Source organism: Psychrobacter sp. AOP5-GZ1-6, assembly GCF_052376345.1.
Taxonomy (GTDB): domain Bacteria; phylum Pseudomonadota; class Gammaproteobacteria; order Pseudomonadales; family Moraxellaceae; genus Psychrobacter.
In genome coordinates this window covers 1-2,712 of sequence record NZ_JBQSVP010000217.1, presented here as the reverse complement: position 1 = coordinate 2,712, position 2,712 = coordinate 1, and the positions used below count along the sequence as shown (strand labels likewise).

2 protein-coding genes are annotated in these 2,712 nt (G+C 39.3%); both read right to left on the bottom strand.

The window, feature by feature from the left end; translation table 11 throughout:
* Positions 1-234: 234 nt before the first annotated feature.
* Entirely contained in the window at positions 235-1,503 is a 1,269-nt protein-coding gene (rho, locus tag ACT3RN_RS15160; RefSeq protein ID WP_192519625.1) for a transcription termination factor Rho, read from the bottom strand.
* A gap of 709 nt (positions 1,504-2,212) precedes the next feature.
* The gene (gene trxA / locus ACT3RN_RS15155; RefSeq protein ID WP_192519624.1) at positions 2,213-2,539 is read right to left on the bottom strand and encodes a thioredoxin; all 327 of its coding nucleotides are present in this window, start codon (positions 2,537-2,539) and stop codon (positions 2,213-2,215) included.
* Between the last annotated feature and the right edge of the window lie 173 nt (positions 2,540-2,712).

Here is a 2,712-nt window from a genome sequence, read left to right as displayed (position 1 = left end):
GATATAGTCAGCGAATTACTAAATCGCTACAGCGTTAGCCTTCTTAGATGTACTACTTGTACAATCTGCAGTTGGTTGCCTTGTATCGATTTTAAAGTTCTTTGATTATAGTAGGTCGGTTGAGATTGCTGATTGCCATTTTCAGTCTTGAAAATAGAAAAGACCGCTCGAAAGCGATCTTTTTTATTTAAGCTAAATGTTTGCTTATTAAGTTAAAGCAATTCGGCGCTAGCATTAGTTTTGTGATTTACGCTTCATTTGCTCAAAAAATTCATCATTGGTCTTCGCTTCTTTTAAGCGATCCAACAAGAACTCAGTTGCTTGTACGCCATCCATCGGCTGTAGTAATTTACGTAAAATCCAAACTTTGCGCAGTTTATCTTCATCAAGCAGGCGCTCTTCACGACGAGTACCAGATTTTTTGATATTAATCGCAGGGAAGACACGTTTTTCAGCCAAATCACGCTCAAGCGTAATCTCTTGGTTACCTGTACCTTTGAACTCTTCAAAGATAACGCTATCCATCTTACTGCCAGTATCGATAAGAGCACTGGCAATAATTGTTAAGCTGCCACCTTCTTCGACATTACGTGCAGCACCAAAGAAGCGTTTTGGACGTTCTAATGCATTGGCATCTAAACCACCAGTCAACACTTTTCCTGATGAAGGGATGACTGTGTTATAGGCACGGGCCAGACGAGTGATAGAGTCAAGTAAGATAACCACATCCTGTTTATGCTCGACCAAACGCTTGGCTTTTTCGATGACCATTTCAGCCACTTGTACGTGACGTTGTGGTGGCTCATCAAACGTAGAGGCAACGACTTCGCCGCGTACCGTACGTACCATCTCGGTAACTTCCTCTGGACGCTCATCGATTAATAGTACGATGAGGTAACACTCAGGGTTGTTACGAGTAATCGACTGCGCGATGGTTTGTAGCAGCATCGTTTTACCGGCTTTTGGTGGTGCAACGATAATAGAACGCTGACCTTTACCAATGGGTGCGATAAGGTCAATAATACGACCAGTCAAGTCTTCGGTCGTGCCATTACCAATCTCAAGCTTGAGCTGTTCAGTTGGGAACAGTGGTGTTAAATTCTCAAAGATAAGCTTATGACGTGAGCGATCTGGGGTATCAAAGTTGATTTCACCAACTTTTAATAGCGCAAAATAACGCTCGGAATCTTTTGGTGGTCGAATGGTACCGGCAATACTATCACCAGTTTTCAGACTAAAGCGGCGAATTTGGCTAGGACTGACATAGATGTCATCAGGGCCGGCTAAATATGAGCCTTCTGATGAGCGCAAAAAGCCAAAACCATCCGGAAGAACCTCAAGTACGCCGTCACCATAAATGGCTTCACCGTTACGTGCATGGGTTTTTAAGATAGCAAAGATAATGTCTTGTTTACGGCTACGTGCCATATTATCAAGACCCATTTCTTTAGCAATAGCCAGTAGCTCAGAGATTGATTTTTTCTTTAATTCAGTAAGATTCATAGATAGGTCATTAGCAATTGATCAGATGAGAGATGCCATTAGCAGCACAAGTCACGACATTGATTAAAACAACGACAGTATGGCGATAGAGGGTGTGCACACAGAGTTAGAGTTTATGTAGTTTAGGTATAGCATGTTAGCTTATGTACGCGTTGCAATAATAGAATGCATGGTAATAAGAAATAAAGATAAAGAAGACTACATAAGAGTCTGCGTCAAAAACTCAATATCAGTAATTGTGTTTAGTCATTCCGTTTAGTAATGGTGTTTATAACGACGATTGTGTTTTTGTTGATAAACACGAGGAGAATAGCGATAAGACACATAGGAAAACAATTAGTTTTCTGTTGTCAGCAGACTATACGGTCTTCACAATGCCATTGTCAATAAATTTTGCTAAAAAAGTCATATTATTGAGTTTTTTGCATAAAAAATAAGCAAAAAACCATTATCTAACTTAGATAATGGCATTTTAGTCTGCATTTATAACTTTGCTAAAAACTTCGCATAAGGCTAGGGCGTGTCCTCAATTCAATCGATAGCCAACTAAATGGGTTAAAAATGGCTAAATCTTGCCAAACGGCGTCAAATAGCTGACTAATATCTCGATATTATCTGCGCTATTTTCCTTGTTTGACTGCAATTTATCTTATTTTTATCACCATTTTTAAAATGAGGACACACCCTAGTTTATTCAAAGGTTTTTGATTTATAGATGCTTGTCTAGCACTTTGGCCAGTTCAGCTTTTGGCTGTAGTCCCATTACAGAATCAACTTTTTCGCCACCTTTAAAGACAAATAGCGTTGGAATATTGCGAATACCAAAACGGCTAGCTGCTTGTGGGTTGTTGTCCACGTCTACTTTGACGATTTTAACTTTACCTTGGTATTCAGTTGCCAGCTCTTCTAAAATAGGAGCAATAGCTTTACAAGGACCACACCATGGCGCCCAAAAGTCTACCAATACAGGTACGTCTGATTGTAGAACGTCTTGATCAAAGTCTGTGTCGGTAGTATGTAAAATAAGGTCTGACATAATTTTATCTCTCTTGTTTTATAACTTCTATCACCACTCATCAACATATATATTGGTTTAATAATAAATCGCTTGGTGGTCAAAGAATTGTTTAGAATGGGTGGAAATGTGCCATTATATTAACATGTTTGCCCTAATTTGACAGATACAGGCTGGTTAAATTGTTTAACAAC

Excerpts from the sequence above, each read along its gene's own strand:
- trxA (WP_192519624.1), bottom strand. The coding sequence starts at position 2,539 with ATGTCAGACCTTATTTTACATACTACCGACACAGACTTTGATCAAGAC.
- rho (WP_192519625.1), bottom strand. The coding sequence starts at position 1,503 with ATGAATCTTACTGAATTAAAGAAAAAATCAATCTCTGAGCTACTGGCT.